Raw genomic sequence first — 26,565 nt, forward strand, 5'->3', positions numbered from 1 at the left:
AGCGTTGGCCCGATACGGCACGCCCGGGATCTTCAACAGCGACCGGGGTTCGCAATTCACCGGGGCCGGGTTCACCGAAGTGCTGCTGGACGCCAAGGTGCAGATCTCCATGGACGGTCGTGGGCGCCGGATCGACAACCGGATGATCGAACGGCTGTGGCGGTCGCTCAAATACGAATGCGTCTCCCTGAACGCCTTCGAGGCCGGCTCGGAGGCCCGCAAGGGGATCGGTGCCCGGATCAGCGATTACAACGGAAAACGCCCGCACTCATCACACGGGTTGCTGACCCCGGCCGAGGCTTATGATACCTCCGACCAGAACCTGAAAGCCGCCGCCTGACATGAACCCCATGCTGAAGCTGAGCCGAGCGGCAAACTGATCCAAATTCCCGGAACACCTCTCTGGTCGCGATTACCGATGCAAAAAAACGGCTGGACGAGTTGATCGATCTCGCAATCGCGGGCGAGGAGATCATCATCACGCGATGGGGCAAGCCGGTGGGTAAGCTCCGGGCATTCCGGCAGGTCCAGACGCTCCAAAACGCCAGCGAGGAGTTTCTCGCCGAACTCGAAAGGTCGGTACGTGATTATGACCGTTGATAATCTCCCCCTCCCGTTTCGCGTGTGGCGCGGCGACATCCTCGCCGCAAACCGCAGTTGCAAGAAGGGTGATCGCGCAGGCCTGATCATTGGTATTTCTAGGGCCAACGCGAAGATCGGAATGAAAAACTCGGCCGAGATTGAGGCGGATCAGGAGTCGCGGGATCGACTTCCCGACGGAGTCGCTACCTCGGTCAGTTTCCTCGCCGGAACCCGCCTCCGGCGTGACTCCTGACGAGGAAAAGTGGCCGCGGAGCACGAAATGCTTCGCCGACACCCAGAGCATCAAAGCCGCAATGGGGCGTCCGGATTCGGATTGGTACCGGCAGATGAAACTCAGCATGCCGTCGACGTTCTGTGTGTCAAAACAGGCATAAAAATCGAGGGGATCCGGATTCCACTATGCGCGCGTCGAGATTTCGTCAGGGTTGGCGACTGGGCGGTAGGCGTCGCTTTCCATTTCGCTCGACCGGTACACCTTTGTCGGTCGCGAGACGAAGCCCTCCTGGTACCGCTTCCTTGGCAAATCGCTGTTTGATCGCCGAAAGATCGATGCGGATCATTTCGATATAGTCCCGCAAGGTCTCGAGGCCGAAGCCCTCGGGCAGATAATTGGTGATGCCGACATCCGAATTTGCATGCCCCATCAGGAAGCGACGGGCGGTATCCGGCACCTTTGCGGCGACCAGATCTGAATGGAAACTCGTTCGCAAGTCATGCAGGTCGCGACGTGGATCGTAGCAACCGACCGAGCGCATGTAAAAAGCGAAACTCTTTGTGAAATTGGCGGTATAAGTCGCTTTCTGAGATTTTGATCGGCTGGCCCGCGAGAATATCCTTGGGTGTCCGAGCCGGCGCTGCCTTTCGACCAATTCCAGAAATCCCAACTCGATCAACTGTTTATGTATGGGGATGGTTCTCCGGCCATTGTCGCTTTTCACGGATTGTCCAAAACCGCGCTCGATCTCGATGAACCAGATGCCACGCTCGGAGCGGATATTGGACGGTTTGAGTTGCAGCATCTCCTCGCTGCGCATGCCATGAAGCCGCGCCATAATCGGGAGCCAGTAGATCGCGTCTTCGATCAGAGTCTTGGGCGAGGACCATTTCCTCGTCCTGAGCAGTACCTGGAAATCGTCGCCCCAGAGTTGCCGGCTGCTATCAGGCAGGCCCTTGCGCCTGTTCTCGATGATCTTTTCCGGCATCACGAAGGGCGCGTAGGGGTTATGGGTGATGCGCCCCTTACCGACCGCGTAGTCGAGCGGTGCCGAGACATTCGATTGGTGGCGCTGGAAGGTCCGCGGCGCGATGCGCGCGATCTTGGCCTTGCGACGTGCCTCATCCGTGTCGTCTGCACCGGTGCGAGCCTGCGCGATCTTGCGCTCGGTTATGCTTTTCTGGCGTTTTTCCTTTGCATCGGCAGCCTTCACCAGGTCCTGCAGACCCATCGCGCGGTTTTTTGGCGAGCGGCCATGATTCTGCGGCAGGCGCCGCAGCAAATCGGTGAAATCATGCCATTGCTCAGGCTTGATCCCGAGCACCGGGGCATTGCCGAAATAGCTGTCGATGAGCTTGCGAGTCGATTTCGTGGTCTCGGATTCCTTGCGGAACCGCTTGGCGCTGCCTTCATCACTATAGGTATAGGCACCCTGGGTCACGATTCCGTTGATCCGGTCCTGGAACCAGTCATCCCAGAGGTCGAGAATGCCAGGGGAGGGCGTCTCGGCCGGTGCGGCATTCTGCGATTCAGCTGGTTTGAAATGCAGCAATGCGGCAGGGATCTCGACCACCCTCGGATATTCTGTCTTTCTTTCCTCGCTCGCCTTTTCCGTCTCGGCAGCTTGCTTGACCGGGACGTCCTGGACGGCAGGCATGGCAATGATTGTGTTGACCGCCATGGCAGATGCCTCTGGCCTCTTGGCTGCGGCAGAACCGATCGGGTCAGGTGATTTCGCCTGCTCGGCTTCGGTGATCGGAGGGGGCGGCGCGCCTTTCGCGGCAACCGCATTGTCGGGCGCGGGCGGAGCTGCGTCTTGTGCCGGACATGCTGCCGTTTTAATTGCTGATTGTGGCGCCGTCTCCCTGCCCTCAACCGGCCGGTCGATTTGCGCCAGCGCCGCACTCATCCAGGGTCCGGGACCGGAAAACCTGGCGCGCGCGCGGTTCTCGCGCTCGGTGCTGACATCGAGCATGCAGCGCAGCATCCGATCGGCCAGAAGATCATAGTCCGGATCCTCCTCGCGGATCTCGAGGCCGAGCTGCTCTGCGGTGGCGCGGATCGGCCAATAGGCCGCCTTGCGGTCGCAGCGCAGCACTGCGTCCCTGAGGGCTTCGCGCGCGGCAGATTCAAAGACGAGGCTGGCCTCGGCCTGGGCCCGCGATCGCGTCGGGGTGGCGGCATGAATCCGGATGGCCGTCTCGATTTCGAAACGGCAATAGCCATCCAGAATCTGTGTCATCACCTCGGGCGACACATCGCACTCCACGTAGAAGCAGAACTCGCTGATCGCAGTCAATCTGCGGGCGAGATCCGCGGCCTCGTGGATCAAATGGGTCTTCAGCGAGAAACAAAAAAATTCTGTTTGAAGCGGTTTGTCTGGCGCATCGGCACCCGCCGGCGCTAGTAGAAACCGGTCTCGCGACGTTCGAGATAGGCGTGGTTGCGCGTCAAAGTCAGCCCCCAGGGTTGGAGGTGCCGCGCGGGCGGGAATCCGGGTTTTGTGCAGAGCGCTGTGCAAAATCCCCGATCCGCTTCGAGTGAGGCGGATTTTCCTTGGGAATTCAGCGCTTTCTGGGCTAAATGGCTCCGGCGGTAGGGATCGAACCTACGACCAATTGATTAACAGTCAACTGCTCTACCGCTGAGCTACGCCGGAACATTTATTGCCAAGTTAATGGCGCGGTTTGTGTTGGCTCCGGCGGTAGGGATCGAACCTACGACCAATTGATTAACAGTCAACTGCTCTACCGCTGAGCTACGCCGGAACACGGGGCGGTGTATAGCGGTGGTCTGTGATGCCGTCCAGTGGCTCTTTGTGTTTTTTTGACGATTTTTTTAAGAAAATGAAATTTAACGAAAAATCGATCATGGGCTGGCAAAAATCGTGGTCGTTCCGATGGGGGAAAGCGGCGCGATGGCTCCGATCTCGGACAGGGCGATGAGGTGGGCCAGCACGTTGCGGGTCGCGGCGGGGATGAGGTGCGGGGGAATGGCATAGATCTTGTGCGCAAGTTGTTCGGCAGTGGCCGGACTGTCGCGAAGCGAAGCCAGAATCTGCGCGGTACGTTTGCGCCGATGTGCGGCCAGTTCGGCAATACGTACTGTCGGGTTCTCGATCGGATCTCCATGAGCGGGTAGCAGGCGCGCTGCACCGGATTCGCGCAGGCGCGACAATGAGCGGAAATAATCGGCCAGATCGCCGTCGGGCGGAGAAATCAGCGTTGATGACCAGTCCATCACGACATCGCCGCAGAAAATGTCACCGCCCGATTGAAAGCTGAGATGCCCTGCGAAATGCCCCGGAGTGTGGATGGCGGTCAGCGTCCATTCGGGTGTCTCGATCCGGTCTCCGTCCCGCATCTGGATGTCGGGGACGAATGCCATGTCCAGCCCTTCGCCACCGTCCAACGCGCCCTCGCGAGCAAGGCGCTGCATCAGCGGCGAGCGACCGGCAAGCGCGGGACCAAAACCGTAGACCGTGGCACCCGTTGCGTCGGCGAGGGCGCGCGCGCCTTGGGAATGATCCAGATGGGCATGGGTGACGAGGATATGGGTGATCCGCCCCGCGCCTGCAGCGGCGATGATCGCCTGACGATGCTCGGGCAGGTCCGGGCCGGGGTCGATCACGGCGATCTGGTCCCGGCCAAGAAGGAAGCTGTTCGTCCCCTGTCCCGTTAGTGGAGAGGGGTTAGCGGCGACGATGGTTTGCAGGGCTATCGGAGCTTGTGTCATGGCATTAGCCTAGCGCTGTTAAGGATGCGTAAGGAAGGCCCCGGAAAGGTCGGCATGGTTTTTGAATGGCTCAAGCGGATCGCGCCGCGCGGACTTTACGGTCGCGCCGCGCTGATCCTGTTCTTGCCGGTGGTGGTCGTCACCATCGTCGTTACCGTGATGTTCCTGCAGCGTCATTTCGAGGACGTGACGCGGCAGATGACCGGAAGCATGACGCGGGAAATCACGCTTGTGGCGCGACGCATTGACGAGGCAGCAGACATTCCGGCCGCGCAATCCCTGGCCAAGCGCGAAACCACGCAACTTGAATTGCAGCTGGTTCTGCCCGCCGTTGAACCCTATGGCGACTGGCACGATTTCTGGGATCTGTCCGGTCGGGTCGTGATCGAGGAACTGCACAGCCGCGTGGCGCAGGTCATCGCGGTCGATCTGAGCAGGCGCCGCGAGGTGCGGGTGACGCTGAACAGCAAGCTGGGGCCATATCAGCTGGTCTTTCCACGGGGGCGGGTCAGCGCCTCCAACCCGCATCAGTTGCTGGTGCTGATGATCGGCACGTCGCTTTTGATGACTGCAATTGCGACGATATTCCTGCGCAACCAGCTTCGTCCGATCAAACGGCTGGCACGTGCGGCCGAGGAATATGGCAAGGGCCGGATCATTCCTTATCGTCCCGCAGGCGCTAGCGAGATCCGCAGCGCCGGTACCGCGTTTCTCGAAATGCGCGGGCGGATCGAGCGGCAGAACGAACAGCGCAAGCAGATGTTGTCGGGTGTCAGTCACGACTTGCGGACGCCGCTGACGCGGTTGCGGCTGGGCCTGTCGATGCTGTCGCCGGATTTGCCTCCCGAACCCGACGAGATCGCCGGACTGGAAAGCGACGTGGCCGCAATGGGGAAAATGGTCGATGCCTTTCTGGATCATGCGAGGGATGCGGCGCAGGATGCGCCTCCGGCAGCCGAACTCGCGCTGGATTTCGTGCGCGGGATCGTGGCCGATGCGCAGCGTGGCGGTCAGGCGGTCGAACTGGGCAAGATGCAGGGAGAGCCGAATGGCCGCGCGATTTTCCGGCAGGACAGTTTGCGCCGCGCCATCGAGAACCTGATCGGCAACGCCGTCCGTTACGGCGAGCATGCCGTGGTCGAGGCTGCATTGGGGCCAAGCTGGTTCCGCATCTCGGTCGAGGATGACGGGCCGGGGATTCCCTCGGATCGCCGCGACGAGGCGTTGAAGCCCTTTACACGATTGGTTCCGGCCAGAAACCAGAACCAGGGGCAGGGCGTCGGTTTGGGTCTGTCGATTGCAGCGGATATCGCCCGGGCGCATGGCGGACAGCTTCGGCTGGTCGACGGCGCGACATTGGGCGGGTTGCGGGCCGAAATCGTTATTCCACGCTGATTGCCCGCAGTTGCCGTAGCGCGCGGCAACGGCTAAGGCAGTGATAATTCAATAAGCAGAAGGGACTGCAGAATGCGGGCATTCGTATTTCCCGGCCAGGGCGCCCAAGTCATCGGCATGGGCCGTGAGTTGGCGGAAGCCTATCCGGCCGCACGCGAGGTCTTTGCCGAGGTCGATGAGGCGCTTGGCGAGAAGTTGTCGGATCTGATCTGGAACGGCGATATCGAGACCCTGACCCTGACCCAGAACGCGCAACCGGCGCTGATGACGACTTCGCTCGCAGCCTTCCGCGCGCTGGAGGCCGAAGGTTTCGGCATCAAGGATGCAGCGTTTGTCGCGGGCCATTCGCTGGGCGAATATTCGGCGCTGTGCGCGGCGGGAGCGTTGACGCTGGCCGACACCGCGCGTCTGCTGCGCTTGCGCGGCCAAGCCATGCAACAGGCCGTTCCGGTCGGGCAGGGCGCGATGGCCGCGATCCTTGGTCTGGATTTTGCCGCTGTCGAACAGATTGCACGCGACGCCGCCGAGGGCGATGTCTGTCAGGCCGCGAATGACAACGATCCGGCACAGGTCGTGATCTCGGGTCACAAAGCCGCAGTCGAGCGGGCTGCTGTCATCGCCAAGGAACGCGGCGCGAAACGTGCGCTGATGCTGCCCGTATCCGCGCCTTTCCATTCGGCGCTGATGCAGCCTGCCGCCGCCGTGATGGCCGAGGCACTGGCAGGGGTCGAGATAGTATCGCCAGCGGTACCGGTCGTGGCGAATGTGCGGGCCGAGGCCGTCTCGGAACCCGGCGCAATCCGGCAGCTGCTGGTCGAGCAGGTCACCGGCTCGGTGCGTTGGCGCGAGTCGATCGCGTATCTGTCGAACGCGGGCGTGACCGAATTCTGGGAAATCGGCGCTGGCAAGGCGTTGTCGGGTATGATCAAGCGGATCTCGAAAGAGGCCGTGACACGCAATATCGGCACTCCTGCGGAAATTGCGGCTCTGAATGGCTAGGATAGTGGTGGGGGCGCTGCCCCGATCGCCGGATAAACTGAACTATATGGAAACGAGGCTGTGATGTTTGATCTGACGGGCAAGACCGCGCTGGTGACCGGCGCATCCGGCGGGATCGGCGGCGCGGTCGCCGAGGCGCTGTATAAAGCGGGCGCGACGGTGGCACTTTCTGGAACGCGCGAGGCTCCGCTACAGGAACTGGCCGCGAAACTGGGCGAACGCGCCCATGTGGTGACCGCCAATCTGGGCGATGCGGCTGCGGTCGAAGCCCTGCCCAAAGCGGCAGCGGCAGCGATGGGCAGCGTCGATATTCTGGTCAACAATGCCGGAATCACTCGCGACAATCTGTTCATGCGCATGTCCGACGAGGAATGGGCGCAGGTTCTTGAAGTCAACCTGACCTCAAGTTTCCGACTGTGCCGTGGCGTTCTGCGCGGCATGATGAAGGCCCGCTGGGGCCGTATCGTGAATATCACGTCCGTTGTCGGCGCAACCGGAAATCCGGGGCAGGGCAACTATGCTGCCGCCAAGGCGGGACTGGTCGGAATGTCGAAAAGTCTGGCATATGAGGTCGCTTCGCGCGGCATTACCGTGAACTGCGTCGCGCCGGGCTTTATCGAAACCGCGATGACGGACAAGTTGAACGACGATCAGAAGTCGCGCATTCTGACGCAGATCCCGGCAGGTCGCATGGGACATGCTGAGGAAATCGCCGCCGCTGTCGTTTATCTCGCCAGTGCCGAGGCCGGATATGTCACTGGGGCCACGCTTCATGTGAATGGTGGCATGGCGATGCTGTGATTGCGGGTTTATGCGGTTGCAAGATCACGTTGCCGTGCTATATCCCGCGAATAAGGCTGCAGGGGAACCGCCCTGGGCTGTCGTCAGCGTGAGCTGTCACATCTTGGGCGGATGCCCGCGAAAATGAGGAAGAGACATGAGCGATATTGCTGATCGCGTGAAGAAAATTGTCGTCGAGCACCTGGGTGTTGACGAAGACAAAGTGACCGAAAGCGCGTCCTTCATCGACGATCTGGGCGCCGATTCTCTGGACACGGTCGAACTGGTCATGGCGTTCGAGGAAGAATTCGGGATCGAAATCCCGGACGACGCCGCCGAAACCATCCAGACCTTCGGCGACGCGGTCAAGTTCATCCAGGGCGCGGTCTGATAAGACTTCGCTTCCGGCGATTGGGGCGGTGCTTTCCGACAGGAGAGCGCCGCCTTTTCAATTTTGCTAGAAGCTGCAGATCCGGGAACCCGGTAAGGGGTGGTCTCGTTCGGTAGGTGTGTTCGAACGAAGGAGACCGAAATGGCCGTCAAGATTCAGGGACTAACCGATAACGCACGCAAAACCGCGATCGCCGAGTTGAATGCACGGCTCGCCGATGCCGTTGCGTTGTCCGCCGCCATCAAGCAGGCGCATTGGAATGTGAAGGGCCGCAATTTCATCGCGGTGCATGAATTGTTCGACACCACCTTCGGCAATCTGCAGGTCCATGTCGATGAAATGGCCGAGCGGATCCAGATTCTGGACGGGGTCGCTATCGGGACGGTCGAGAAAGTGGCGAAGGCCAGCACGCTCAAGGAATATCCGACCGATCTGACCAAGGCCGAAGATCACATCAAGGCCATTTGTGAACGGCTGCGGGATTACGGCGCCAGAGTCCGCGCGGCCATTGATACGACCGCCGAGGCAGGCGACGCGAACACCGCCGATCTGTTCACCGGCGCGTCGCGGACGGCCGACAAGGATCTGTGGTTTCTGGAAAGTCACCTAGAGTGATGGGTGAAACGCGCGGGTGATCGGGGGCCAAGTCCCCGACGCGTGCCCTGAATGCTGAAATCGTTGCACCCTTCCGCTGTACCGGAGGGGTGTTTTCATTGTCGCTCAGGGGTTTGAATCGCGAACGCCAGACGCCTGAACTGCGTGGATCAAGGGGCAGGTTCGCTTGGATATTCGCCAAGACCGTTAGACGAAAAATCACGAACAACCACCTTGTCGACAGGACGGCTCCGCCTGATAGGGCTCAGGACACATGGATTTTAGGTTTCTATCATGATGCAGGCTCCGCAAGGAGACCAGATGAATGAGCAATCTTACTGGCTGAGCATGGCGCAGATGGAGCGCTTACGCCCCTTTTTTCTCAAAAAGCCAAGGGCACCCGCGCTCCGATGATACGCAGCGTATTGAGTGGGATAATCTTGTTAGATCGCAATTGGTCACGCTGGTGCGATGGGCCAGGGCTACGGCCCGCACAAGACCCTTTATAATCGCTGGAAGCGTTGGCGCCCGTTACTTCCGTTTCTACGGCCCGACCGAGGCGTTCTTCGAAAATATGTCGGGGCTACCCGATGTCGAGCGCGTCGGGCGCTCGGAAAGGCTGGGGCAATCTGCCTCATCCTTGTTGCCGTCGTGGCGGAGCAAATGACCGCCCATCCGATGTCGGATCGTTGACACCCTTTACGCCGGTTGAGGCGTAGGTCGGGGCCAACGATCCTGTTTTTGTGGCCGGATTATTTCGGCATCGGGGCGGTGATGCCCTCGACATAGAAGTTCAGACCGGACAGTTCCTCGTCCGTTGCCTTCTGGCCGTCAGCCAGCCAGTCGCTGCCGTCCTGTTTTTTCAGCGGACCGGTGAAGGGGTGGTGTTCGCCCGAAGCGATCTTGGCTTTCAGCGCCTCGGCTTCCGCTTTGACTTCCGCAGGTACGGCTTCGGTGATCTCGCCGATCACGACCTCGCCATCGCCGATGCCCGCCCAGGTGGCCTCGGATTTCCACGAGCCGTCCAAGGCCTGACCGACGCGCTTGATGTAATAGGGCGCCCAGTTGTCGACGATGGACGAGATGCGCGGCTTCGGAGCGAAGCTGGACATGTCCGATGCCTGACCGAAGCCAAGCACGCCGGCTTCCTGAGCCTTCGCCAGCGGAGCGGTCGAATCGGTGTGCTGCATGAAGACATCGACGCCTTCGGCGATCAGTGCGGCGGCGGCATCGGCCTCTTTCGCGGGATCGAACCAGCTATAGACCCAGACGACTTTCATCTCGACGTCGGGGTTCACCTTGCGCGCGTGGATGAAGGCCGAGTTGATGCCCTGAATGACCTCGGGGATTGGGAAGGAACCGATATAGCCGATCTTGTTCGACTTGGTCATGCGGCCCGCGATGGTGCCGATGACGGCGCGGCCTTCGTAAAAGCGGGCGTCATAGGTCGCGACGTTGTCGGCGCGCTTGTAACCGGTGGCGTGCTCGAACTTGATATCGGGGAATTTCTTGGCGACGTTGATGGTCGCGTCCATGAAGCCGAAGCTGGTCGTGAAGATCATCTTGTTGCCGGCAAGCGCCAGTTGGGTGATCGCGCGCTCGGCGTCGGCGCCTTCCGGAACGCTTTCGATGAAGGTCGTCTCGACCTTGTCGCCATATTCCTTCTCGACCGCCTGACGGGCCAGATCGTGCTGGAAGGTCCAGCCGCCATCGCCGACCGGACCGACATAGATGAAGCCGATCTTCAGCTTTTCATCCTGCGCGAAGGCCGGAATGGCCGAGGCGGCGACCAGCGCGGCGGCGCTGCCAAGTAGGGTTCTGCGGTTCATCACTGTCTCTCCTGTCAGGGATTTTAGCTGCTTAGCGCAGCGCGTGGAAAGGCTGCCCGAGCGAGCCGGGGGTGGCCGTCAGGCCCGAGCGGCCGAACTTCTGGCGTGCCGAGATCAGCACAAGAACAATAATCGTGGCAAGATAGGGGGCCATGCTGAGCAACTGGACCGGCACAGCAACGCCCGCGGCCTGCAGGCGCAATTGCAGCACCGTGACGCCACCGAAAAGCCATGCCCCCGCCAGAACGCCCCATGGGTTCCATTGTGCGAAAACGACGATGGCCAGCGCGATCCAGCCCGCGCCGGCGGTCATGCCCTCGGTCCATTGCAGAACGGTCGCGATCGAGATGTAGGCTCCGCCCAGTCCGGCCATCGCGCCGCCAAAAGCGATAGCGCCGATGCGGACGGTGCGGACGGGATAGCCCAGCCCATGCGCGGCGTCGTGGTTTTCACCGACCGCGCGCAGGATCAGGCCCGTCCGCGTCCGCATCAGAACCCACCAGACCACCGGTACCATGATCAGACCCAGCCAGATCATCAGGTTCAACCCCAACGGTCCGACCATCATCGAGGGCGCTTTGATGCCTTCATAGGGCTTGCCGAACATCGCGGTCAGGCCCAGTCCGAACAGCGTAAGCGCAAGGCCGGTCGCGACCTGATTGGACAGCAGATATTGCGTCAGCACGGCAAAGATCGTGGACAGGGCCGCGCCTGCGATTGCGGCGGCGACAAACCCCATTGCGGGGCTGCCGGTCGCATGGGCCGCGGCAAAGCCCGCCAAGGCTCCGCCGATCATCATCCCCTCGACGCCAAGGTTCAGAACGCCCGCGCGTTCGACCACCAACTCGCCAAGAGCGGCGAACAGGATCGGGGTTGCGGCCCCGAGCAGCAGCACGAAAACGGCAATCGGATCGATCATCAGCCGCGCCTCCGGATGCGGTAGCGGGTCAGAATGTCAAACCCCAGAATGAAGAACAGCAGCATCCCCTGAAAGACCTGCACGGTCGAGGCGGGCAATTGCAGCATCATCTGCGCCAGTTCGCCACCGATATAGGTCAGCGCCATCAACAGGCCCGCAAGCAGTATGCCCAAGGGATGCAACCGGCCAAGGAAGGCCACGATGATCGCGGTGAAGCCATAGCCCGAGCCGAAACTTTCGGTGATCTGGCCTGCGGGTCCGGCGACCTCGAACAGACCGGCCAGCCCCGCCAACGCGCCAGACAGTCCAAGGCAAAGCGCGACCAGCCGCTGGGGGCGCACACCGGCAAAGCGGGCGGCGCGGGGGGCCGCGCCAGCGGTACGGATGCGGAAACCAAGGATGTGGCGCGACATGATGAACCATGTCACCAGCAGCGCAATGACGGCGGCGATGACGCCCCAATGCAGACCGGTATTGGCGATCAGTTCCGGATTCGATGCCGAGGGATATTGCTGCAGGTTCCGCGAGCCGGGGAAGTTGAAACCTTCGGGGTTCTTCATCGGGCCGAATGCCATCCATGCCGCGATTTTCTGCGCGACATAGACCAGCATCAGCGAGACGAGGATCTCGGACGCCCCGAACCAGTTGCGTAGCAGCGCGGGGATCATGCCCCAAGCCCAGCCGCCAGCAGCGCCTGCCACGATCATCGCGGGAAAGATCCAGAAGGCCTCATGCGGATAGGCGGCCAGCGCGACCGCCGCGCCGCAGATCGCGCCGATGATATATTGCCCCTCGGCCCCGATGTTCCAGATGCCCGCGCGGAAACCAAGGGCCAGCCCCGAGGCGATCAGGATCAGCGGTCCCGCCTTGACCAGCAGTTGCGGGCGCGAATAGCCCGCGGCCGGACCGAAAAGCGGGTCCCAGAAAATCGTGCGGATCGCGGCGACGGGATCGAATCCCAAGGCAGCAAACAGCAGCCCGCCAACGAACATCGTTGCGATAACAGCAAGGACGGGTGTGACGACCTGCCAGATCAGCGGGGCGCTTGCCCGCGGCTCAAGCCGGAACATGACCGACCTCCATTCCATGTGCGCCGCCCAGCATCAGGCCGATTTCCTCGATGGTCAGGCCTTCGGTCGGGCGGGGGGCCGATAGTCGGCCCTCGTTGAGGGCGCAGAAGCGATCGGACAGCTCAAGCAGTTCGTCCAGATCCTGCGAGATGACGATGACGCCCGCGCCCTTGGCGGCCAGATCCAGCAGCGATTGCCGAATCGAAGCGGCGGCTCCGGCATCGACGCCCCAAGTGGGCTGGTTGACCACCAGAACATTCGGACGTCCCAGAACCTCGCGGCCGATGACAAATTTTTGCAGGTTGCCGCCGGACAAGGCACCAGCCGCCGTTCCGGGGCCGGGAGTGCGCACGTCAAAGACGCGGATGACCTCTTCGGCGAAGCGGCGGGCTGCGGCATTGTCGATCATGCCCTTGCGGACGATGTTCTGGCGGGTGCCTGCGGTCAAAAGGGTGTTCTCGGTCAGGCTGAACTGAGGCACGGCGGCGTGGCCAAGGCGGTCTTCGGGTGCGGCCAGAAGGCCCGCGCTGCGGCGTGTTTCGGGGCCGGAAAGCGAAAGGTCCGTGCCATCAAGGGTGATCGTGCCATGTGCCGAGGTGATCTCGCCGGACAGGGCCGACAGCAATTCGTCCTGTCCGTTGCCTGCAACGCCTCCGATGCCAAGAATTTCGCCCCTGCGCAGTGACAGCGATACATCCTTCAACGCGACGCTTTCGGCAGCGGCGGCGCTGGTCGTCAGCGCCGTGACCGCCAGCACGACCTCGCCGGGACTGCGGCCCGAGCGGTCGACGACGCGCATTTCGGCCCCGACCATCATTGCGGCAAGTTCACGGGCAGAATGGGCGCGAGGATCGACCGTGCCGACAACCTTGCCGTGGCGCAGGATGGTGGCGCGGTCACAGTGACTGCGGATTTCTTCCAGCTTGTGGCTGATATACAGTATCGCGGTTCCGGCAGCGGAAAGCTGGCGCAGGGTGGCGAACAGGATCTCGGCCTCTTGCGGGGTCAGGACGCTGGTCGGCTCGTCCATGATCAGCAAGCGCGGGTTCTGCAGAAGGCAACGCAGGATCTCGACGCGTTGGCGTTCGCCCGCGGACAGGGTCGCGACGCGGCGGGCGGGGTTCAGTGGCAGACCATAAGCGTTCGACAGTTCCGCGATGCGACGGGCCAGTTCCGCGCGGGGCGGGGGATTTTCCATGCCCAAGGCGATGTTTTCCGCGACCGTCAGCGCGTCGAACAGGCTGAAGTGCTGGAAGACCATCGCCACACCCGCAGCCCGCGCGGCACGCGGATCGGCTGGGGCGTGCGCCGCGCCAAGGAATGCCATATGCCCTTCGTCCGGTCGGACGAGGCCATAGATCATCTTGACGAGGGTCGATTTACCGGCTCCGTTCTCGCCCAGAAGCGCATGGATCTCGCCAGCGCCGACCGAGAAGCTGATGTCGTCATTGGCGCGCACGCCGGGATAGGTTTTGCCCAGGCCCTCCGCCCGGAAAACGTCATTCACTGTCGCGCGCCTTCTTTGCCCTTTTCTTGCACCTTTAGCGGTTTTCCGCCGAGGAGCAATTGCACAGTTGGATAGGTCGGGCCTAGATTGGCGGCATGCCGGAAATTTCACCCCGATTCATCCACCTGCGCACGCATTCCGAACACTCGCTGTTGGAAGGGGCCGTGCCGGTCAAGAAACTTGCTGATCTTGCAGCACAAAACGGCATGCCCGCCGTTGCGCTGACCGATTCCAACGCGCTGTTCGCGGCGCTGGAATTCTCGGTCAAGGCACAGGATGCGGGGGTTCAGCCGATCATCGGCTGTCAGGTGACGTTACAGGCCGAGGTCACCGCGCCCGTCGTTCTGCTGGCCCAGAACGAGGCGGGCTGGCTGAACCTGATGGAGCTTTCGAGCTGCCTTTATCTGCGCGATGATGGCTCGTTGCCGCATGTCACGCTGGATGAACTGGCGACCCGCTCCGAGGGTCTGATCTGTCTGACCGGCGGCGCGCTTGGGCCCTTGGGGCAACTGGTCGGGCAGAGCCGTTTGCCCGAGGCACGAGCGCTGGCCGAGCGTATGGCCGCGATGTTCCCGACACGGCTATATGTCGAGTTGCAGCGTCACCGTGACGGCGGCGGATCGCCCGTGGTCGAGGAGGTCGCCTCGGAAGGTGGCATGATCGATCTGGCCTATGCGTTGGATCTGCCTCTGGTCGCGACGAATGACGTCTATTTCCCCAAGCCCGAGCTTTACGACGCCCATGACGCGCTGATCTGCATTTCGGAACGCAGCTATGTCGATCAGACTGCGCCCCGCCGCCGCCTGACACCACAGCATTACTTCAAATCTCCGGCCGAGATGGTGGCGTTGTTCGCCGACCTGCCGGAGGCGGTCGAGAACACCGTCGAGATCGCGAAACGCTGCGCCTTTGCGGTGAAGAAACACAAGCCGATCCTGCCACGTTTTGCCGATGACGAGGTCGAGGAGTTGCGCCGTCAGGCGTGGGACGGGCTGCGCGCCCGCCTGAGCGTCATCCCCCATGCCGTCACAGTCGAGGAATACGAAGACCGACTGCGGTTCGAACTGGGCATTATCGAGCAGATGGGTTTCCCCGGCTACTTCCTGATCGTGGCCGATTTCATCAAATGGGCCAAGGATCACGGGATTCCGGTCGGGCCGGGGCGGGGCTCGGGCGCAGGCTCGCTGGTTGCCTATGCGCTGACCATCACCGACCTTGATCCGCTGCGCTACTCGCTGCTTTTCGAACGCTTCCTGAATCCGGAACGCGTCTCGATGCCGGACTTCGATATCGATTTCTGCATGGATCGCCGCGAAGAGGTGATCCGCTACGTGCAAGAGAAATATGGCCGCGACAAGGTCGGCCAGATCATCACCTTCGGCGCGCTTCTGTCCAAAGCAGCGGTGCGCGATGTGGGACGCGTGCTGCAACTGCCTTTCGGTCAGGTGGATCGCCTGTCCAAGATGATCCCCGTTGAAGGCGTGAAGCCCGTCAGCGTCACCAAGGCGCTGGCCGATGAGCCACGCCTGCGCGAGGCCGCCAAGGAAGAGGTCGTCGGACGCCTTCTGGACTATGCGGCGAAGCTGGAAGGCTTGCTCAGGAACGCCTCGACCCATGCGGCGGGCGTGGTGATCGGGGATAGGCCGCTCGACAAGCTGGTGCCGCTTTACCGCGATCCGGCCTCCGAGATGCCCGCGACCCAGTTCAATATGAAATGGGTCGAAGCAGCGGGCCTCGTGAAGTTCGACTTCCTTGGCCTGAAGACGCTTACGGTCATTCAAAACGCAGTGGATCTGATCAACGGGGGCGGGCGGCCTTTGCATGTCGCTGCTAACGGGCGCGTGCTTTACCAGCCCGCCGACGGGGCCGAGAACCAGATCAACGCCATCCCGCTGGACGACACGCCCAGCTATGAGCTTTTCGCCAGCGCCCGCACGGTCGCGGTGTTTCAGGTCGAAAGCTCGGGGATGATGGATGCGCTGCGGCGCATGAAGCCCACCTGTATCGAGGATATCGTGGCGCTGGTGGCGCTGTATCGCCCCGGCCCGATGGAGAACATCCCGACCTATTGCGAGGTCAAGAACGGGCTGCGCGAACTGGAATCGCTCCATCCCAGCATCGACCCGATTCTGGCCGAGACGCAGGGCATCATCGTCTATCAGGAACAGGTGATGCAGATCGCGCAGGTCATGGCGGGCTACTCGCTGGGCGGCGCCGACCTTCTGCGCCGCGCCATGGGCAAGAAGATCGCCGAGGAAATGGCCAAGGAGCGGCCGAAATTCGTCGAAGGCTCGGTCGCGCATGGCGTCGATCAGAAGAAGGCCGGCGAGGTCTTTGATCTTCTTGAAAAGTTCGCGAATTACGGCTTCAACAAATCGCATGCCGCCGCCTATGCCGTGGTCAGCTATCAGACCGCATGGCTGAAGGCCAATCACCCGGTCGAGTTCATGGCCGCGGTGATGAACTGCGATATCCACCTGACCGACAAGCTGGCCGTCTATAAACGCGAGGCGGACCGCATGGGGATCGAGACGATCCCGCCTTGCGTGAACCGCTCGCTTGCGACCTTCAGCGTCAAGGATGGCAAGATTGTCTATGCGCTGGGCGCGCTGAAAGGCGTGGGCGTCGAGGCGATGCGGATGATTGTCGAGGCGCGGGGCGGCAAGCCCTTCCGCGACCTGCATGACTTCGCGCGCCGCGTCGACATGAAGCGTGTGGGCAAGCGGCCCTTGGAGATGCTGGCCCGTGCAGGGGCCTTCGATCTTCTCGAGGAAAGCCGCTCCAAGGTCATGAAATCCTTGGACGGTCTGGTGGCATGGTCGGCTGCAGTGCAATCGGCTGCGGCCTCGTCGCAAAGCTCGCTGTTCGGGGGCGGAGAGGATCTGCCGCCACCGCGTCCGGTCGTCGCGCCACATTGGATGCCCGCCGAGAAGCTGGGTGAGGAACATGCCGCCGTCGGCTTCTATCTGTCCGGCCACCCGTTGGACGACTACCTGCCCGCGCTTCGCCGCAAGAACGTCCAGACCTTGGCCGAGGTGACGCAGGCGGCGGCAGACGGCGCGCTGGTTGCCTCGCTTGCCGGAACCGTTGCTTTCCGGCAGGAAAAGAAATCCGCGCGTGGCACACGCTTTGCCTTTGTCGGTCTGTCGGACCCGACAGGGCTTTATGAGGTCACGGTTTTCTCGGACACGCTCGACGCGCATCGTCAGCATCTGGAGCCGGGCGAGAATGTCGTCTTGCAAGTGCAGGTCGAACCCTCAGGCGATCAGGTGAAGCTGCTCGCGCGCAGTGTCGTGCCGCTGGAGCAGGCGGTCGCCGATGCCGGTGCGAACCGGTTGGCGATCGAGATCGCTGGCATCGACGCTGTCCCCGGTATTGCCGAGGCCTTGGCCCGCATTCAGGCCGAAGTCGCGGCCCCCGCCCGCGCCCGTGGTCCGATCACGCTACGGCTGAAGGATGGCGAGGATCTGGTGGATGTCGAGATCACCGAGGACGCGCCCCTGACCACGCCCGCGCGACAGGCCCTGCGTGTTATCCCCGGTGTGCTTGAGGTGCTGGAGGAATAGGGCCATATCCCGGACCGTCATCGGCGATAAGAGAGCGCAATGACGGACCGGTCCCTAACGGTGTTGACCGTTCTTGACGGGATCAGCGCGCGGGATGACGGACATCTGGCGCTGGCGAAGCCATTCCCACCAGCCTTCTGGCTTTGGGATTCAGACTGCAGGCACTCGGCCTTGCAGGCCTAAATCGATGAAGAGATTGGGCCGGAAGCGTGGCCGATTAGTCAAAGATCAATCAGGAGTATCCACGGCCACGCCGCTAAAGGTTGATCCACTGTGGGATTGTGCGGTCCGCTACTTCGGCACGCAGAACAACCTATGCGATAAATTAGCTTTAGAATTTGCAACCATTAGGTTCAAATGACCGTGTTACAGCTTGATTCGATAGCAACATTGAAACTGCGAATACGGAGTGACCAATGCCTAATCCCGATCTCGACAGCGTTTTCAAACAGTATGGCGACTGGTGGTGCAAAGAGCATGGTGGAAAATGCGACCGCATGAACCCTGTTCAATCAGGATATGAGGATCGCCGCCTCGTGATCTCGGACATGCGCGCAGAATATTATGATGAACCCAAGACCGAGATGATCCCGCAGGTCGGCGCAAAGCAGGTTCTGACCAACCGGACCTCGGTCGAGCAATCGCAGACCGTGAGCCTGTCAAAGACGACGACCAGCACCTTCACTTGGTCGCTTCAGGAAGGGTTCAAGATCGGCATGAGCGTGAAGTTCGCTGTCGGCGTCCCGCCTATCGCAAGTGCGGAGACGACCATTTCTGGCGAGTTGAGCTTTTCCGCTACCGAAACGAAAACCTCGACCGAGCAGCGTAGCTGGCAGGTCAACCAGCCGATCAAGGTGCCCGCAAATACCGAGGTCGAGGCGACCCTTTTTGTCGATGAGCGCAAATTCTCGCAACGATTCCATAGCAAATGCACGCTATCGGGCTACGTTTGCAGCAATAGCCCGGATCGTATCGACGGCCACTATTTCTGGTTCCATTCCGTCAGGGATATCTTCACCCGTTTTCCGCAGCCGGGCTTCCGGGTCAGCGGGAATGTCGTTCTTTATGAGGGCGACGGGATGTTCGAGGGGCTGATGGGCATCCGCACGCGTCTGGATATTACCGAGCGCGCCTTGGGTGGTGATCGCCAGCTTTTGCGCAGCTTCTCGATCCCTGACCCGATCAATGGTGCCGGCGTTGCCGGTGTCCATGACTTGGTCGAGATGTGACGACCGCATCGACAATATGAAGAAAGCCCCGCACTTGGCGGGGCTTTCCGAAGGTCTTAGTTGCGCTCTTTGTCGACCATTTTGCCTTTCGAGATCCAAGGCATCATGGCGCGCAGCTTTTCGCCGACTTTCTCGATTTCATGCTCGTCGTTGATGCGACGGGTCGCCTTGAAGAAGGGCTGGCCGACGGCATTTTCCTGCATGAAGTCGCGCACGAACTTGCCGGTCTGGATGTCGGTCAGCACGGCTTTCATGCGGGCCTTGGTTTCTTCGTAGGGCAGGATGCGCGGGCCCGAGACATACTCGCCGTATTCGGCGGTGTTCGAGATCGAGTAGTTCATGTTCGCAATGCCGCCTTCGTAGATCAGGTCCACGATCAGCTTCACTTCGTGCAGGCACTCGAAATAGGCCATTTCCGGCTCGTAGCCAGCTTCGACCAGGGTTTCGAAGCCCATCCGGATCAGTTCGACCAGACCGCCGCACAGAACGGCTTGCTCGCCGAACAGGTCGGTTTCGCATTCCTGACGGAAGTTGGTTTCGATGATGCCCGAGCGGCCGCCGCCGATGGCCGAGCAATAGGACAGAGCGATGTCCTGAGCCTTGCCGGTCGCGTCATTGTGGACCGCGAACAGGCAGGGGACGCCGCCGCCCTTGGTGTATTCGCCGCGCACGGTGTGGCCCGGACCTTTCGGAGCCATCATGATGACATCGACGCCCGGCTTCGGCTCGATCAGACCGAAATGCACGTTCAGACCATGTGCGAAGGCAATTGCCGCGCCTTCACGGATGTTGTCGTGAACGTATTTCTTGTAGGTCTCGGCCTGCAATTCGTCGGGCATGGTGAACATGATGACGTCGGCCCAGGCGGCTGCCTCGGCGATGCCCATGACCTTCAGGCCCTCGGCTTCGACTTTCTTGGCCGAGGCCGAGCCTTCGCGCAGGGCGACGACGACGTTTTTTGCACCCGAGTCACGCAGGTTCAGCGCATGGGCATGGCCTTGCGAGCCATAGCCGATCATGGCGATCTTTTTGTCTTTGATCAGGTTAACGTCGCAATCGCGATCATAGTACACACGCATCAGCGTCTCTCCTCATTCGATGCAGTCTTTCTAGCAGCGAGTGGGGCGCAGTTCTGTGCAATCTTCGCGAAGTTTCTGGAAATTTGGCGATGATCATGCCATATCCACGCCAGAGGTGAAAAAATCATGCCCGATGCGACAGACCGGCGCATATTGCGCCAACTTTTGGCCGATCCCGAACTGCCCAATGCCGAACTGGCTGAGCGCGCCGGCGTCACGCCCGCCAGCCTGTGGCGTCGCTTGGACCGGCTGCGCGAGGGTGGCGTGATCGGCGGGTTCGAGGCCCGCATCGACTGGCGCAAGCTGGGCTATGAGGTGCAGGTCAGCCTGCGCTTCACCCTCGACAAGACCGAGCCGCGCGCCTTCGACAATTTCATCGCTGCCGCGCGCAAAGTGCCCGAGGTGACCGAGATCCAGACCTTCCTTGGCTCGGTCGACATGCGGCTGTCGGTGATCGCGCGCGACATGGCGCATTGGCAGCAGATCTACCGCGAGAGCATCCTGACCCTGCCGCATGTTCAAGACAGCGACGCGCTGATGCTGGTCTCGACAATCAAGGACGTGCAGGAGCTGCCGCTATGACGCCCGACGCGACAGATCTGGCGATCCTGCGGCTGCTCTCTGAGGACGCGACCCGCAGTGCCGCAGAAATCGGGCGGTTGCTGGGCATGACCCAACCCGCGACATGGCGGCGGATCAAGCGCCTGACCGACGAAGGTGTTATCGCGGGGCGGCGGATTGTCGTCGACACCGCGGCGCTGGGTTTCGGCGTCACGGTCTTTCTGGGGATCAAACTAGGGGCCAAGGGGCGCGTCGGCCTTGAGGATTTCGAGCGCGCGGTAACGGCGATCCCCGAGATTCAGACCGTGCAGCATGTGCTGGGCCAGTTCGATTATCGCCTGCGCGTCCGCGCTCGCGACATCGCGGATTTCGAACGCATCCTGCGCCGCCGCATCATGACCCTGCCGGGGATCGGGCAGGTCGAGGCCAACGTGCTGCTGTCCGAAGAACGTATGCCCGGACCGCTTTGAACGAAAAAGGCCGCCCTTTCGGGACGGCCTTCTCTGCCTGGTGGGCAGGGGGATGATTACATCATGCCGCCCATGCCGCCCATGTCGGGCATGCCGCCAGCCGGAGCCTTGGGCTCGGGCTTTTCGGCAATCATGGCTTCGGTGGTGATCAGCAGACCAGCAACCGAGGCCGCGTCTTCCAGAGCGGTGCGGACGACTTTCGCCGGGTCGATGACGCCGAATTTGAACATGTCGCCATATTCTTCGGTCTGGGCGTTGAAGCCGAACGACTTGTCGGTCGATTCGCGGACTTTGCCAGCAACGACAGCGCCGTCGACGCCAGCGTTTTCAGCGATCTGACGCATCGGAGCTTCCAGAGCGCGGCGAACGATGGCGATACCGGCGTCTTGATCCGAGTTCGCACCGGTCAGGCCTTCGAGGACCTTGCCACCTTGAACCAGAGCAACGCCACCACCGACGACAACACCTTCTTGAACGGCCGCACGGGTCGCGTTCAGGGCGTCGTCAACGCGGTCTTTGCGCTCTTTGACTTCGATTTCGGTCATGCCGCCGACGCGGATGACGGCAACGCCACCGGCCAGTTTGGCGACGCGCTCTTGCAGTTTCTCGCGGTCGTAGTCCGAGGTGGTTTCCTCGATCTGCTGACGGATCTGCGAAACGCGGGCTTCGATCTCGGCTTTCTCACCAGCACCGTCGACGATGGTGGTGTTGTCCTTGTTGATCGTCACTTTCTTCGCACGGCCGAGCATGTCGACGGTGACGTTTTCCAGCTTCATGCCCAGGTCTTCCGAGATGACCTGACCGCCGGTCAGGATCGCGATGTCCTGCAGCATGGCCTTGCGGCGATCGCCGAAGCCCGGAGCCTTGACGGCAGCGATTTTCAGGCCGCCACGCAGCTTGTTGACGACCAGCGTGGCCAGAGCCTCGCCTTCGACGTCTTCAGCGATGATGATCAGCGGCTTTTGCGACTGGATGACTGCTTCCAGCAGCGGGACCATCGGCTGCAGCGACGAGAGTTTTTTCTCGTGCAGCAGGATGTAGGCGTCTTCCAGGTCGGCAATCATCTTGTCGGCGTTGGTGACGAAGTAGGGCGACAGGTAGCCGCGGTCGAACTGCATGCCTTCGACGACTTCGACTTCGGTTTCCATGCCTTTGTTTTCTTCGACGGTGATCACACCCTCGTTGCCAACTTTTTGCATGGCTTCGGCGATTTGCTGGCCGATGAAGGCTTCGCCGTTGGCCGAGATGGTGCCGACTTGGGCGACTTCAGCCGAGTCGTTGACCGGGCGCGAAGCTGCTTTGATCGCTTCGACGACTTTCGAGGTCGCCAGATCGATGCCGCGCTTCAGGTCCATCGGGTTCAGGCCAGCCGCAACCGACTTCATGCCTTCGCGGATGATCGCTTGGGCCAGAACGGTGGCGGTGGTGGTGCCGTCGCCGGCTTCGTCATTGGTGCGCGAAGCGACTTCGCGGACCATCTGGGCGCCCATGTTCTCGAACTTGTCCGAGAGTTCGATTTCTTTGGCGACCGAGACGCCGTCCTTGGTGATGCGCGGAGCGCCGAAGGACTTGTCGATCACGACGTTACGGCCTTTCGGGCCGAGGGTCACTTTGACGGCATCCGCGAGGATGTTCACGCCTTTCAGCATGCGGTCGCGGGCGTCGGTGCTGAACTTGACTTCTTTGGCAGCCATTTGTTCTTCTCCTGGAATGGGTTACGCGAAAGCGGAAATCAGGCGATGACGCCCAGGATGTCGCTTTCCTTCATGATCAGCAGCTCTTCGCCGTCGATCGTGACTTCGGTGCCCGACCATTTGCCGAACAGCACGCGATCACCGGCCGCGACCGAGGGTGCGATCAGCTCGCCCGAGTCCTTGCGCGCGCCTTCGCCGACCGAGACGATTTCGCCTTCAGCGGGTTTTTCTTTGGCGCTATCGGGGATGATCAGGCCGCCCTTGGTTTTCTCGTCCGACTGGACGCGACGGACCAGAACGCGGTCGTGCAGCGGTTTGAAAGCCATGTGAACACTCCGGTGTTACAGGTTGCAGTGTTTCGTTGTTGGCACTCGGTCTTGGTGAGTGCCAGTGCGGGAACATCTAGGCAGCGGCTGATTACGTGTCAACGTCAGGATGCCGCGTTTTTTTCGATCTATTTTCTTGACGGAGTTTCCTGCCGCCGAATACCCAAGGACAGCGCAGTTCGACTGGGGCGGATGGTGAATAGACGGATCAAGGCCCTTGTCATTGCCGAAGCTGCAAATCCCGAATGGGTCTCGGTTCCCTTGGTCGGCTGGTCGCTGGCCAATGCGCTGCGCGAGGTGGCAGACGTCCATATCGTGACGCAGATCCGCAACCGTGACGCCATCTTGCGTGCGGGGCTGGTCGAGGGCCGCGATTTCACCGTGATCGACAGCGAAAAACTGGCCGCGCCGTTGTGGAGGCTGGCCGAAAAGCTGCGCATGGGCAAAGGCGTCGGCTGGACCATGACCACGGCGATTTCCACGCTGGGCTACGGCTATTTCGAACGCCTGATCTGGGACAGGTTCGGCGAGGCGATCCGGAACAAGCAATACGACATCGTGCATCGGATCACCCCGTTGACCCCGACCGCCGGAAGCCGGATCGCTCCGCGCTGCAAGGCGGCTGGCGTTCCTTTTGTCATGGGCCCTTTGAACGGCGGTGTCCCGTGGCCCAAGGGCTTCGATTCCGAGCGTCGGCGCGAAAAGGAATGGCTGTCCTATGTCCGTGGCGCCTACAAGGCTTTGCCGGGGCGGGCCTCGACGCTGGCGGCTTCAAGCGCGATCATTTGCGGATCGGCCCATACCCGCAGCGAGATTCCGGCGCGCTATCAGGACAAGACGGTGTGGCTGCCCGAAAACGCGATCAACCCCGAACGCTTCAGCATGGTCGCGGATCAGACTGGCACCTTGCCCTTGCGCGGATGTTTCATCGGGCGACTGGTCCCCTATAAAGGCGCGGATATGGCGATCGAGGCTGCGCTGCCGATGCTCAAATCGGGGGCGCTGGCGCTGGATATCATCGGGGACGGCCCGCAAGGACAGGCGCTGCGCGATCTGGTCGCGCAAGAGGGTGTTTCGGGGGCGGTCCATTTCCACGGCTGGCTAGAGCATTCGCAGGTGCAATCCGTCGCTGCGCGCTCGCAACTGCTGGTCTTCCCCTCGGTGCGCGAATTCGGTGGTGGTGTGGTTCTCGAGGCGATGGCGCTGGGGGTTGTGCCGGTCATTGCCGATTACGCCGGACCTGGCGAATTGGTCGATGACATGACGGGTTTTCGCATTCCGATGGGAAGCCGTCCCCAGATCGTCGCGGGCTTGCGCGAGTTGCTACAGTCCATAGTCGCCGATCCCTCGGGATTGCCGGTCATGGCAAAAGCTGCCCGCGAAAAGGTCATGCGCGACTTCACTTGGTCCGCCAAGGCGCGGCAGGTCGAAAGGATCTGGCGCGCCATCCTTGACGGGGAAGCTTTGCCGCAGGAGTTGCCGCCGCCGCATCGAACGTGACGCATTGGCACGGCAGCCTCTGGCGTGCCATCCTTTGGCCAACAGGAAGGACGTCTGCCATGCGTTTGCGCCAATTCATCACCGGTCTTGCGATTGCTTTGGGCTTCGGCCTGCCAGCGCAAGGGCAGGAATGTGTCGGGCGCAATCTGTTCAATGATCTGTCTCCGGCGCGGATGGCCGAGCTTCGGGCGTCGACCCGCAATGTGCCGTTCCACCGCGGATTGTTCTGGCAAGCGACCAAAGACCAAAAAAAGATCACCTTGATCGGCACCTACCATTTCAACGATCCGCGCCACGACGCCACCATGGCCCGCTTTGGGCCGACCATCGACGCGGCAGATGTCCTGTTGGTCGAGGCCGGACCGACCGAGGAGAAGCGCCTTGCCGAAGCGATGGCGAAAGACCCCTCGCTGATAATGGATACCAAGGGAGCGACCCTGCCGGAACGCATGTCGGCCGAGGACTGGAAATCGCTATGGACCGCGATGGAGGCACGCGGCATGCCCGCCGTGGTCACCAGCCGGATGAGGCCGTGGTACGTCTCGGTGATGCTTGGCATCTCTCCGTGCATGCTGAAAACGGTGCGCAGGACCGGCGATACCGGCGGGCTGGATCACCAGTTGATCGACCGCGCCGAGGCTGCGGATGTTCCTGTCCGAGCACTCGAGCCATGGAACACGGTCTTCAGCCTGTTCGAGGGTATGACTCCGGCCGAAGAAATCGACATGATCCGTTCCGCCATGCCTGCCGCGGAATATGCCGATGATTATGCGGTGACCCTGACCGAGGCCTATTTCACCGGCGACAGCTGGCTGATCTGGGAGTTCGGTCGCTTCGACGCCTATGACAAATCCGGCCTGTCGCGGGCCGAGGTCGATAAGCAGATGCGGCTGGCGCAAGACAAGCTGATGGACCAGCGCAACCGCAACTGGATCGCTCCGATCGAAACCGCCGCCGCACAGGCCGCCGATCGGGGCAAGGGCATCGTGGTGGGATTTGGCGCGTTGCATCTTCCGGGCAAGAATGGAGTTCTGTCGTTGTTGCAAAAGTCGGGCTGGACCATCCAGCAGCTTGAGATTGAGGAGGGAGCGAATGGCGGATGAACTCTGGCGAGAGGAACGCGATTTCTGGCTGGCAGGCTCGGCCGAGGCGGCACGCAAGCTGGATGATGGTTGTCTGATGGTCCTTCCTGCGGCGGGAATCCTGACGCGCCGCAAGGTGGTCGAAAGTCTGTCCACCACGCCCCGCTGGCAAGAGGTCACCTTGATCGATCGCGCCAGCATCGAAACCGATGAGGTCTGCGTATTGGCCTATCACGCCACCGCGCGCAGGGCAGGGGCCGAGACCTACCGTGCATTATGCACCACCACATGGGTCCGTCGCGACGGAGACTGGCGCATCCTGCAACATCAGCAAACTCTGGCGTGATGCTGGCGGACCTGCGCCGCCACATCCGTTTTCTGCTAAGCTTTACGGTCGGGCTGGTCGCGGGCCTGCTGCCGTGGTGGCTGGATATGGTCACACGCCTGCTGCTGTTCTCGGTGACGTTCAGCCTGTGCTATCTCGTGCTGACGGGGCTGCTGATGCGTCGCCTGACCACCGACATGCTGCGCGCCCATGCCGATCTGGACGACGAGGGGATGCGCCTGATCGTGCCGCTGGCGATGGGATCGGTCGCGATCAATCTGTGGGCGATCCTTCAGACCACCAGTTCGCTGGCATCCGCTGACCCTGCGGCTGTTTCTGGCGGCTTTGCATGGACTTTCCAGTTCGCGCTGGCACTGGCCTCGGTGCCGTTGGCCTGGACGATGATCCATACGGTCATGGCGTTCCATTACGCGCATCTGTGGTACGCGCGTCAACCGGACGGCCACGAGACGCGCTGTCTGGCCTTTCCGGGACTGCCAGATCGGGGCGAGGCCGGAATCTGGGATTTCCTGTATTACAGCTTTGTTCTTGGCATGACCGCCCAGACTGCGGATATCTCGACGCTGGGCACGCAGGTGCGCAGGATCACCCTGCTGCATTCGGTGTTTTCATTTGTTCACAACACGGTGCTGCTGGCGCTCGTTGTCAGCGCGATTGCCCGGTAGCTTGATAGACA

At 61.5% G+C, this 26,565-nt stretch carries 24 protein-coding genes, 2 tRNA genes and 2 pseudogenes; 17 read left to right on the top strand and 11 right to left on the bottom strand.

What is annotated here, in order from left to right; all coding sequences use genetic code 11:
• The 3 genes and pseudogenes from GL286_RS16610 to GL286_RS16620 form a co-directional block, all read left to right on the top strand.
• Nucleotides 1-304, top strand: a pseudogene (locus GL286_RS16610) (transposase); the annotation flags it as partial.
• 107 nt (nucleotides 305-411) lie between these two features.
• Nucleotides 412-600: a type II toxin-antitoxin system Phd/YefM family antitoxin gene (locus GL286_RS16615; protein WP_343038924.1), complete on the top strand. Its 189-nt coding sequence runs from the start codon at nucleotides 412-414 to the stop codon at nucleotides 598-600.
• Nucleotides 590-835 (top strand): hypothetical protein, encoded by a 246-nt coding sequence (locus tag GL286_RS16620; RefSeq protein WP_155096704.1) that lies wholly within the window; start codon nucleotides 590-592, stop codon nucleotides 833-835. The genes GL286_RS16615 and GL286_RS16620 overlap by 11 nt, the downstream gene beginning before the upstream one ends.
• Nucleotides 836-1,022: 187 nt before the next feature.
• Here the strand turns inward: GL286_RS16620 and GL286_RS16625 are convergent, their stop codons facing one another.
• From GL286_RS16625 to GL286_RS16640, 4 genes are all read right to left on the bottom strand, one after another.
• Nucleotides 1,023-3,149, bottom strand: coding sequence for a tyrosine-type recombinase/integrase (locus GL286_RS16625; RefSeq protein WP_155096705.1), 2,127 nt, complete (start codon nucleotides 3,147-3,149; stop codon nucleotides 1,023-1,025).
• Nucleotides 3,150-3,401: 252 nt separating this feature from the next.
• Nucleotides 3,402-3,476 (bottom strand) — tRNA-Asn (locus tag GL286_RS16630).
• A gap of 34 nt (nucleotides 3,477-3,510) precedes the next feature.
• Nucleotides 3,511-3,585 (bottom strand) — tRNA-Asn (locus tag GL286_RS16635).
• Between the two features lie 100 nt (nucleotides 3,586-3,685).
• A complete protein-coding gene (locus GL286_RS16640) occupies nucleotides 3,686-4,552 on the bottom strand; it encodes an MBL fold metallo-hydrolase (RefSeq protein ID WP_155096706.1) in 867 nt (288 codons plus the stop codon).
• 54 nt (nucleotides 4,553-4,606) lie between these two features.
• On the opposite strand from GL286_RS16640, the gene GL286_RS16645 reads away from it, so the two are divergent.
• The 6 genes and pseudogenes from GL286_RS16645 to GL286_RS22600 all read left to right on the top strand — a co-directional run.
• Complete coding sequence (locus GL286_RS16645; protein ID WP_155096707.1) at nucleotides 4,607-5,947, top strand: ATP-binding protein; 1,341 nt, start codon at nucleotides 4,607-4,609, stop codon at nucleotides 5,945-5,947.
• 72 nt (nucleotides 5,948-6,019) lie between these two features.
• Entirely contained in the window at nucleotides 6,020-6,946 is a 927-nt protein-coding gene (gene fabD, locus GL286_RS16650; RefSeq protein ID WP_155096708.1) for an ACP S-malonyltransferase, read from the top strand.
• Nucleotides 6,947-7,009: 63 nt separating this feature from the next.
• Nucleotides 7,010-7,747 carry a 3-oxoacyl-ACP reductase FabG gene (fabG, locus tag GL286_RS16655; RefSeq protein ID WP_155096709.1) on the top strand — a complete coding sequence of 246 codons (738 nt, stop codon included), beginning with the start codon at nucleotides 7,010-7,012 and terminating at the stop codon, nucleotides 7,745-7,747.
• A 136-nt stretch (nucleotides 7,748-7,883) separates the two neighbouring features.
• Nucleotides 7,884-8,117 (top strand): acyl carrier protein, encoded by a 234-nt coding sequence (locus GL286_RS16660; protein WP_028720942.1) that lies wholly within the window; start codon nucleotides 7,884-7,886, stop codon nucleotides 8,115-8,117.
• A gap of 99 nt (nucleotides 8,118-8,216) precedes the next feature.
• Nucleotides 8,217-8,732, top strand: a complete 516-nt coding sequence (dps, locus tag GL286_RS16665; RefSeq protein WP_343038918.1) for a DNA starvation/stationary phase protection protein Dps — start codon at nucleotides 8,217-8,219, stop codon at nucleotides 8,730-8,732.
• Between the two features lie 300 nt (nucleotides 8,733-9,032).
• A pseudogene (locus tag GL286_RS22600) lies at nucleotides 9,033-9,275 on the top strand (transposase); the annotation flags it as partial.
• A 188-nt stretch (nucleotides 9,276-9,463) separates the two neighbouring features.
• Here the strand turns inward: GL286_RS22600 and GL286_RS16670 are convergent.
• Genes GL286_RS16670 through GL286_RS16685 form a run of 4 tightly spaced genes read right to left on the bottom strand, consistent with a single transcriptional unit; the run spans nucleotide 9,464 to nucleotide 14,036 of the window.
• A complete protein-coding gene (locus GL286_RS16670; RefSeq protein WP_155096711.1) occupies nucleotides 9,464-10,540 on the bottom strand; it encodes a BMP family ABC transporter substrate-binding protein in 1,077 nt (358 codons plus the stop codon).
• Between the two features lie 31 nt (nucleotides 10,541-10,571).
• The gene (locus GL286_RS16675) at nucleotides 10,572-11,459 is read right to left on the bottom strand and encodes an ABC transporter permease (RefSeq protein WP_155096712.1); all 888 of its coding nucleotides are present in this window, start codon (nucleotides 11,457-11,459) and stop codon (nucleotides 10,572-10,574) included.
• Complete coding sequence (locus tag GL286_RS16680) at nucleotides 11,459-12,529, bottom strand: ABC transporter permease (RefSeq protein WP_155096713.1); 1,071 nt, start codon at nucleotides 12,527-12,529, stop codon at nucleotides 11,459-11,461. The genes GL286_RS16675 and GL286_RS16680 overlap by 1 nt, the downstream gene beginning before the upstream one ends.
• Nucleotides 12,516-14,036, bottom strand: a complete 1,521-nt coding sequence (locus tag GL286_RS16685) for an ATP-binding cassette domain-containing protein (protein WP_170295248.1) — start codon at nucleotides 14,034-14,036, stop codon at nucleotides 12,516-12,518. The genes GL286_RS16680 and GL286_RS16685 overlap by 14 nt, the downstream gene beginning before the upstream one ends.
• 95 nt (nucleotides 14,037-14,131) lie before the next feature.
• Between GL286_RS16685 and dnaE the strand changes: the two genes are divergently transcribed.
• Nucleotides 14,132-17,602, top strand: coding sequence for a DNA polymerase III subunit alpha (gene dnaE / locus GL286_RS16690; protein ID WP_155096714.1), 3,471 nt, complete (start codon nucleotides 14,132-14,134; stop codon nucleotides 17,600-17,602).
• Nucleotides 17,603-18,018: 416 nt separating this feature from the next.
• The gene (locus GL286_RS16695; RefSeq protein ID WP_155096715.1) at nucleotides 18,019-18,831 is read left to right on the top strand and encodes an ETX/MTX2 family pore-forming toxin; all 813 of its coding nucleotides are present in this window, start codon (nucleotides 18,019-18,021) and stop codon (nucleotides 18,829-18,831) included.
• Nucleotides 18,832-18,887: 56 nt separating this feature from the next.
• Here GL286_RS16695 and ilvC read toward each other — a convergent pair whose 3' ends face one another.
• The gene (ilvC, locus tag GL286_RS16700) at nucleotides 18,888-19,910 is read right to left on the bottom strand and encodes a ketol-acid reductoisomerase (protein ID WP_155096716.1); all 1,023 of its coding nucleotides are present in this window, start codon (nucleotides 19,908-19,910) and stop codon (nucleotides 18,888-18,890) included.
• A gap of 126 nt (nucleotides 19,911-20,036) precedes the next feature.
• Here ilvC and GL286_RS16705 point away from each other — a divergent pair, with 126 nt between their 5' ends.
• Both GL286_RS16705 and GL286_RS16710 read left to right on the top strand, forming a co-directional pair.
• Entirely contained in the window at nucleotides 20,037-20,492 is a 456-nt protein-coding gene (locus GL286_RS16705; protein WP_155096717.1) for an Lrp/AsnC family transcriptional regulator, read from the top strand.
• Entirely contained in the window at nucleotides 20,489-20,941 is a 453-nt protein-coding gene (locus tag GL286_RS16710; protein WP_155096718.1) for an Lrp/AsnC family transcriptional regulator, read from the top strand. Before GL286_RS16705 ends, GL286_RS16710 begins: the two co-directional genes overlap by 4 nt.
• Nucleotides 20,942-20,997: 56 nt before the next feature.
• On the opposite strand, the gene groL is transcribed toward GL286_RS16710, so the two are convergent.
• Nucleotides 20,998-22,635, bottom strand: coding sequence for a chaperonin GroEL (groL, locus tag GL286_RS16715; protein ID WP_155096719.1), 1,638 nt, complete (start codon nucleotides 22,633-22,635; stop codon nucleotides 20,998-21,000).
• Nucleotides 22,636-22,673: 38 nt separating this feature from the next.
• A complete protein-coding gene (locus GL286_RS16720; RefSeq protein WP_155096720.1) occupies nucleotides 22,674-22,961 on the bottom strand; it encodes a co-chaperone GroES in 288 nt (95 codons plus the stop codon).
• A gap of 192 nt (nucleotides 22,962-23,153) precedes the next feature.
• Here GL286_RS16720 and GL286_RS16725 point away from each other — a divergent pair, with 192 nt between their 5' ends.
• Genes GL286_RS16725 through GL286_RS16740 form a run of 4 tightly spaced genes read left to right on the top strand, consistent with a single transcriptional unit; the run spans nucleotide 23,154 to nucleotide 26,554 of the window.
• Nucleotides 23,154-24,461: a glycosyltransferase family 4 protein gene (locus GL286_RS16725; protein ID WP_155096721.1), complete on the top strand. Its 1,308-nt coding sequence runs from the start codon at nucleotides 23,154-23,156 to the stop codon at nucleotides 24,459-24,461.
• A 59-nt stretch (nucleotides 24,462-24,520) separates the two neighbouring features.
• Nucleotides 24,521-25,564, top strand: a complete 1,044-nt coding sequence (locus tag GL286_RS16730; RefSeq protein WP_155096722.1) for a TraB/GumN family protein — start codon at nucleotides 24,521-24,523, stop codon at nucleotides 25,562-25,564.
• Nucleotides 25,554-25,889 (top strand): nuclear transport factor 2 family protein, encoded by a 336-nt coding sequence (locus GL286_RS16735; RefSeq protein ID WP_155096723.1) that lies wholly within the window; start codon nucleotides 25,554-25,556, stop codon nucleotides 25,887-25,889. The genes GL286_RS16730 and GL286_RS16735 overlap by 11 nt, the downstream gene beginning before the upstream one ends.
• Entirely contained in the window at nucleotides 25,889-26,554 is a 666-nt protein-coding gene (locus GL286_RS16740; protein WP_155096768.1) for a DUF1345 domain-containing protein, read from the top strand. The genes GL286_RS16735 and GL286_RS16740 overlap by 1 nt, the downstream gene beginning before the upstream one ends.
• Nucleotides 26,555-26,565 lie beyond the last annotated feature (11 nt).

This window comes from Paracoccus aestuariivivens (assembly GCF_009711225.1).
GTDB lineage: Bacteria > Pseudomonadota > Alphaproteobacteria > Rhodobacterales > Rhodobacteraceae > Paracoccus > Paracoccus aestuariivivens.

Coding starts and splice junctions, on each gene's coding strand:
- GL286_RS16620 (WP_155096704.1), top strand. CDS start 590: ATGACCGTTGATAATCTCCCCCTCCCGTTTCGCGTGTGGCGCGGCGAC.
- GL286_RS16640 (WP_155096706.1), bottom strand. CDS start 4,552: ATGACACAAGCTCCGATAGCCCTGCAAACCATCGTCGCCGCTAACCCC.
- GL286_RS16645 (WP_155096707.1), top strand. CDS start 4,607: ATGGTTTTTGAATGGCTCAAGCGGATCGCGCCGCGCGGACTTTACGGT.
- fabD (WP_155096708.1), top strand. CDS start 6,020: ATGCGGGCATTCGTATTTCCCGGCCAGGGCGCCCAAGTCATCGGCATG.
- fabG (WP_155096709.1), top strand. CDS start 7,010: ATGTTTGATCTGACGGGCAAGACCGCGCTGGTGACCGGCGCATCCGGC.
- GL286_RS16660 (WP_028720942.1), top strand. CDS start 7,884: ATGAGCGATATTGCTGATCGCGTGAAGAAAATTGTCGTCGAGCACCTG.
- GL286_RS16670 (WP_155096711.1), bottom strand. CDS start 10,540: ATGAACCGCAGAACCCTACTTGGCAGCGCCGCCGCGCTGGTCGCCGCC.
- GL286_RS16675 (WP_155096712.1), bottom strand. CDS start 11,459: ATGATCGATCCGATTGCCGTTTTCGTGCTGCTGCTCGGGGCCGCAACC.
- GL286_RS16680 (WP_155096713.1), bottom strand. CDS start 12,529: ATGTTCCGGCTTGAGCCGCGGGCAAGCGCCCCGCTGATCTGGCAGGTC.
- dnaE (WP_155096714.1), top strand. CDS start 14,132: ATGCCGGAAATTTCACCCCGATTCATCCACCTGCGCACGCATTCCGAA.
- GL286_RS16695 (WP_155096715.1), top strand. CDS start 18,019: ATGCCTAATCCCGATCTCGACAGCGTTTTCAAACAGTATGGCGACTGG.
- ilvC (WP_155096716.1), bottom strand. CDS start 19,910: ATGCGTGTGTACTATGATCGCGATTGCGACGTTAACCTGATCAAAGAC.
- GL286_RS16705 (WP_155096717.1), top strand. CDS start 20,037: ATGCCCGATGCGACAGACCGGCGCATATTGCGCCAACTTTTGGCCGAT.
- GL286_RS16710 (WP_155096718.1), top strand. CDS start 20,489: ATGACGCCCGACGCGACAGATCTGGCGATCCTGCGGCTGCTCTCTGAG.
- groL (WP_155096719.1), bottom strand. CDS start 22,635: ATGGCTGCCAAAGAAGTCAAGTTCAGCACCGACGCCCGCGACCGCATG.
- GL286_RS16720 (WP_155096720.1), bottom strand. CDS start 22,961: ATGGCTTTCAAACCGCTGCACGACCGCGTTCTGGTCCGTCGCGTCCAG.
- GL286_RS16725 (WP_155096721.1), top strand. CDS start 23,154: ATGGTGAATAGACGGATCAAGGCCCTTGTCATTGCCGAAGCTGCAAAT.
- GL286_RS16730 (WP_155096722.1), top strand. CDS start 24,521: ATGCGTTTGCGCCAATTCATCACCGGTCTTGCGATTGCTTTGGGCTTC.
- GL286_RS16735 (WP_155096723.1), top strand. CDS start 25,554: ATGGCGGATGAACTCTGGCGAGAGGAACGCGATTTCTGGCTGGCAGGC.
- GL286_RS16740 (WP_155096768.1), top strand. CDS start 25,889: ATGCTGGCGGACCTGCGCCGCCACATCCGTTTTCTGCTAAGCTTTACG.